The sequence below is a fragment of the candidate division KSB1 bacterium genome, from assembly GCA_022562085.1.
Taxonomy (GTDB): Bacteria; Zhuqueibacterota; Zhuqueibacteria; order Oceanimicrobiales; family Oceanimicrobiaceae; genus Oceanimicrobium.
Window position 1 is genome coordinate 1 of sequence record JADFPY010000310.1, and the last position, 5,498, is coordinate 5,498.

The 5,498-nt window shown below is 45.5% G+C and carries 7 protein-coding genes; 2 read left to right on the forward strand and 5 right to left on the reverse strand.

Annotation, left to right across the window (positions count from 1 at the left end; all coding sequences use genetic code 11):
- The 4 genes from IH879_18865 to IH879_18880 all read right to left on the reverse strand — a co-directional run.
- A partial coding sequence (locus IH879_18865) for an FtsX-like permease family protein (GenBank protein MCH7676988.1) occupies positions 1-2,259 on the reverse strand: 2,259 nt, incomplete at its 3' end.
- A gap of 292 nt (positions 2,260-2,551) precedes the next feature.
- Positions 2,552-3,238: an ABC transporter ATP-binding protein gene (locus IH879_18870; GenBank protein ID MCH7676989.1), complete on the reverse strand. Its 687-nt coding sequence runs from the start codon at positions 3,236-3,238 to the stop codon at positions 2,552-2,554.
- Between the two features lies 1 nt (position 3,239).
- Positions 3,240-3,593, reverse strand: coding sequence for a DUF5615 family PIN-like protein (locus tag IH879_18875; protein ID MCH7676990.1), 354 nt, complete (start codon positions 3,591-3,593; stop codon positions 3,240-3,242).
- Positions 3,594-3,596: 3 nt separating this feature from the next.
- A complete protein-coding gene (locus IH879_18880) occupies positions 3,597-3,818 on the reverse strand; it encodes a DUF433 domain-containing protein (protein MCH7676991.1) in 222 nt (73 codons plus the stop codon).
- Positions 3,819-3,986: 168 nt separating this feature from the next.
- On the opposite strand from IH879_18880, the gene IH879_18885 reads away from it, so the two are divergent.
- A complete protein-coding gene (locus IH879_18885; protein ID MCH7676992.1) occupies positions 3,987-4,256 on the forward strand; it encodes a hypothetical protein in 270 nt (89 codons plus the stop codon).
- Positions 4,249-4,683 carry a hypothetical protein gene (locus tag IH879_18890; GenBank protein MCH7676993.1) on the forward strand — a complete coding sequence of 145 codons (435 nt, stop codon included), beginning with the start codon at positions 4,249-4,251 and terminating at the stop codon, positions 4,681-4,683. Before IH879_18885 ends, IH879_18890 begins: the two co-directional genes overlap by 8 nt.
- A gap of 22 nt (positions 4,684-4,705) precedes the next feature.
- Here the strand turns inward: IH879_18890 and IH879_18895 are convergent, their stop codons facing one another.
- The gene (locus IH879_18895; GenBank protein MCH7676994.1) at positions 4,706-5,128 is read right to left on the reverse strand and encodes an acyl-CoA thioesterase; all 423 of its coding nucleotides are present in this window, start codon (positions 5,126-5,128) and stop codon (positions 4,706-4,708) included.
- Positions 5,129-5,498: the final 370 nt, after the last annotated feature.

Consider the following 5,498-nt stretch of genomic DNA (forward strand, 5'->3'; position numbering starts at 1 on the left):
GCGGCCCGGATTTCTGGGACTGTTCCGTGCAGCCATTCTTGCAATCGGCGTGGAACCCGCCTGACTGGAGAGCGCCTTGTGGGAGCCGCGCAGCCAAATTGCGAAAAATGCCAGACCCGAAACCAGCAACAGGGTGCCGATTCCGAAGAACAACCCGGCTGCGGCAGATTCGAGCGAAAATGTAACGACCGTTAAAACACCGGCCAGAATTAAAGCACTTATTGCCGTGACCTTTGCTTTTCGACTCGCCCGGACTTGTTTTAAAATAGTTGTGACTCCGGCGAGCAAAGCGGGCGGTGGTATTTTACTCAGTTTTCTCAATCCGATCCAGATCGAAAGGAAAACAATCAGCAGCGAACTGCCAAAGCCAATTGCCAAACTGGCCGGAGTGATATGCAAAAACAAAAATGGTGACCCGACCGCTGCCAGCCACCAGGTTCTCAAGCCGGTCATCAGCAGCCAGGTATAAAACAGGGCGCCGCCGGTTCCGAGCAGCGCGCCGATCACTGCAAGCACGGCGCCTTCGGACATAAATTGCCGGCGAACCCTGCGCAGCGGAAAGCCGACTGCCAGCAGCATGCCGATTTCCCGTCCCCTTTGCTCCACCCCAAGCCGAAAGAGCAAGCCGACTAAAAGCGCTGCTGAAATAATCAGAAAGAAACTGAATCCCACGAACAGACCGCTGAAATCGGTCGCTCCTTTTGACGACGCCAGTCCCTGTGCTTTGACGGGTTGAAAAACGAAATCAAATTGCTCGGGAGTAACATTCGCCAAAAACTCATTGGCGAAGAGCTCTTCAACATCCGCGGTCTCGGATTCCGGGTTGACAGCAAAACGCAAAGAGGTGACATGCCCAAAACGGCTGCCCCACAATTTTCGGCCGGTTTCCTCGGAAACAAATGCTTTGGGCGTGCCGCGGTATTTATCCCAATAGTCTTCATCTTTGGGTCGGATTAAGTTGAGATCAACCGGGAAAGGCGGGTCCCAATCAGCCATGTTGTCGGCATCGGCGATTCCGGGAAAATCCGGGGTTAAGGTTTTGTCTATCGCCAGACCGGCCATAGCGACAACACCTTTCACATGAAAGGCTGCATGCTTGGTAAATAAATTATCACGCGGTCCGACGCCGAAATATTCCATCGTAATTGAATCGCCGGCGCTTACTCGCAGATCGCTTGCGGCCCAGTCGTTTAGCAAAATCTCATTGTCAGCGAGCTTTGGGGCCGGCTTGCCATTTTTAAGAAGTAGATTGCCGAACCCATCAACGACCGGAATCGGCAAAGCAGCTACAGTCGAGTACGGCAGAAGACGTCCTTTCGCTTCCATCTTATTGGCAAGATATGTGTAAACAGGCAAAGCCGGTAGGTTCAGCTTAGCGGCGGCTGACTTTGATGCGGCAGCGATTTGGGGAGATAAAATCGATTCGCTGCTTTCCAGAGCAAATCCCCTTTCCAGCTCGATGAATTTGAGTCCGAAGTCTTCAAAGCTTAAAGAAGCCGCAAGTACCTGTTGTAAAAAATCGAATGAATCATTTGCTTCGGGCGCGTCTTGTTGTGAAACCAGAATTGCGTTGACCTTATTTTTTTGGCCCAATGTTCTCTGCAAAACCGGCAGTGAGACATAGGCATTCAGCGGCAAGTTTTGATTCGCCTGCAAACTGAATCTGCCTAATCCTTCATCCGGAATAATTCTAGTCAAGCTCATCCTTGTTGTTTCAATCACATCTTCCGTGCTCTTTCTGCCCAGCAAAGAACTGCGTGCGATGTCACTCGGCTTTTCAAATGACAGGAGAATTTGGTCGCCGACTTCAGCCTTGAGCTGGTTTTGCAGTGATTGATTAATGATAATGGCAGGAAAAACCTGACCGGGTTTTTTTCTCAGGGAAGCGGATTCATCCGTCTCGAAAAAGGAAAAAAATTGCTCATCAACGGCAACAATGTTGATATTCGAAGCGCGGGTTTTTGAAGTTGAGTGAATTGCAGTGCCATTACTCAGAATGGCCGATGCGATGGTTTCGAATTGGTTTTTAAAATCTTTCGATGTGGCTAAATCGACCAGCAGGTCTTCCCGAAAGTATTTGTGCGTCACCAGCGCATAGTCGATTTTACCAAGCCGGTCGAGAGTTAAATCGCGCAAACTTCCGCGCACGGAATCCCCGACCAGAAGCGCGCCGGTCAAAACCGCAGTGGCCACTGCAGCTCCAAGAACCACGGCAAGGTTAATTCGCCAAAAATGGCTTAAGGGGGTGAGAATAGACATCGAGTATTGTTTTCCTGTGGCTTTCATATTGATTAAGGTAAAGAGGATTCAACACGAATGAACTAATATTGAAAAAATGAAAAACTTATTTCCCACCGAAATGCGCCGAACGCACCGAAATTCACCGAACTAGTAGTTATGATTTAGGACTGAAGTGCATTTTGCAGTCATTTTCAAGAATACAAAAATATCATACTTTCGGCGAACCTCGGCGACTTCGGTGTGATTCGGTGGGAAATTATATCTTTTGAAAATTTTTGTCCATCGAACAACTATTTGTATTATTGAAGTACTAAACTTCGACGCATTTACCCTCCTGCAATTCGAAACGCCGTTCGAATCGATTGGCAAGCTCGGGGTTGTGAGTCACGATAATCAGAATATTTTTTTCATCTCTATGAAGCTCGAAAAAAAGGTCGGCTACGGAGGCAGCGATTTTCCGGTCGAGGTTGCCGGTGGGTTCATCGCAAAGTAAAATATTGGGACTGTTGATCATCGCGCGGGCAATAGCCACACGCTGGCGTTCGCCTCCCGAGAGTTCAGCAGGCCGGTGCGTGATGCGGTCGGAAAGACCGACTTTCTCCAATAATTTTTTGGCGCGGTCTCGTTTATCTTCACCATTATTTTTAAAAGCCAGAGTCGGAATCAAAACATTTTCCAAAACCGAATACTGCGGCAAAAGGTGGTGGTCCTGAAATACAAAGCCTATTTTCTGATTGCGAAATTTGGCCAACTCCGTTTCAGAAAAAGAGCTTATATCCTGATTGTTGATTTCAATTTTGCCGGAAGTCGGGGAATCCAAAGTTCCGATTAAGTGCAGGAGAGTACTTTTGCCGCTGCCCGATGGGCCGGTCACCGCAAGCGCCTCGCCGCCTTTCATTTCAAAGGAAACGCCTTCGAGGACTTTGACCGGGCGTTCGGCAGTGCCGAAGTTTTTGTGAACGTCTTTTACGTTGAGTGAGTTTGAGTTGTGTGCCATATTATTTTGAGAACCTCCAAACGCTTTGAACGGTATCTCGCATCACTACAAGCGTACCATTCCATTCATCTTCACTGAATTCGTTGAATGCTTTCATGATTCTTTGATGAATTTTATTTTGATTTGGTTTACGAAGACGAATAATAAGAATACCTTGGTGGAATTCATTTCGATGTTGAGTAAAGCCTTTATCGGTTGTTATAAGAAGCCGGCTTTCATGCAGCGTTAATTGCCATAGTTTTTCGTCAACAAATCCTTCCTTTGGAGTACCCCGAATATCGAGCACATTATGACCCAACTTTTGTAAGGCTTCAACAGTAATGGCCGGAATATTCTCATCAACAAGTATCTTCATCTGTTAAAGTTCAATCGGCGTCACTTGTTCCTCCGCTAACGTTGCGGCATAATCAAGGCAGGCAAAAATATCCTTGCGGTCAATTGTCGGATACGCTTTGAGAAGATCATCAATTGTATCCCCGTTGGCCAACATACTTACAATCTGATGTACAGGAATGCGCTTGCCTTTAATACAAGCTTGTCCGTGACAGACTTCCGGATCAATTGAAATTCGTTCGTGCATTAGTTCCCTTAGATTATTGAACAATTTAAGTTGTTATCGTAACATTTCCAAACAAAAACTTCGAGAACGAAAAGCTGATAAGCGAATTTATTCCGTGCTCCTTGATTATACTTGACATTTTTAACAAATTCCATTAATTTTCTTATTATTATAAAGTTGGTATCCAATATGTTGAGCAGATTAGACAAAGCAACGATTATTAACTGTGCAAAAAAATACAACACAGGAGCTATTTATCTTTTTGGCTCTTCACTTGACAGACGTTCAGAAGCCAATGATATCGATCTGGCTGTTGAGTCAATTGAACCAAAATATTTTTTTAAGTTCCATGGTGAACTCCTCCGCTTGTTATCCAAACCCGTCGACCTGGTCGATCTTTCCCAAAGAAGCCTTTTTAACAAACTAGTCAAAGAAAAAGGCGTAAAGATTTATGGATAATCTCCTGCAAGAGATTGCTGCCGAAAAAGAAAATATTGAACGTACACTAAAAGCACTCGACGACACATTGCAGCGACCTGCCAGAGAGTTTGTGGAGCTTGCAGCTATCGCTACTTGTCTGCACAACGCCTATAACGGCATCGAGAATTTGCTCAAACGCACCTTGAAGTACCTGAAAATCACCTTACCCCACTCGGATACTTCTCATAAAGACCTGTTAGGGACTGCCGTGGCGCAGGGAATCATTTCACAAAAACTTGAGGAAAGCCTTGATGAATACCGAGCCTTTAGACATTTTTTTGTACATGGTTACGGTATCCTGTTACAAGAAGCACCTCTCCAGCCCTTGGCAGAAAATCTTTTCGGAGTTTGGAAGCATTTTGAAACTGAATTGAATGCCTTTATCGAATCACTGAGAAACTCCTGAAAGTCTTTAATCATAAAAATTTCTACGACCCCGGTGCTTCCTCAATCTTATCTGCAATAAAATCCGGAATCGGAATTGCTTTAATCTTTTCGCCGGGATTGCAGATACAGCAGGCTGAAGACATCTGCCCGCGGGCAATGAGCTCGCCTCCTCTGGTAAATAAGAACCGGTAAGTCATGGATTTATTCCCTTTGCGAGTAACTGTCAGGTGGATGTTTACTTCATCTTCAAATTTAAGTGGATTCAAATACTCGCAGGAAGCAGACAATCTCGGCCAGCCGATTTTGTTACCTTCCAAATCTATGCAAACGCTCGTTCCAAGGGAGTTGAGGAACTGGTGTTCGGTTGTTTCCATAAAGATAAAGAAACGGGCAAAGTGACAAATCCCTGCCAAATCGGTGTCAGCGAATTCGATTTTGCGTTTTGTTTTATATTCGTAAGCCATATTTTGAAATCTATTAACTTGAATAATTCATGAACCACAGAGACACAAAGGCACAGAGGTTTGATTATATTGGAGATATGTCAGCATAATCAATTTCGATTTCAAAATTTTTTTTGAAATGCACTCTCTATAAATCTCTTATTTTCTCTGTGTCCCTTCGCTTACGTGCAGGGCAGGCTTAGTGCCTCTGTGGTGAATTTTTGTGAATAATGCGGGTTAATGAACATTTTCGCTATGAACAATTTCAGCAGTTTTTGGCGGCGGCGCCGGACCCGGCTTGTAAAGCGTCACCAGACACCCGCCCAGGGCAGCTAATAATATCCCGGCAACAAACTGCCAGCGCAAATTGCCAAACCCTCCGGCCGGGGGA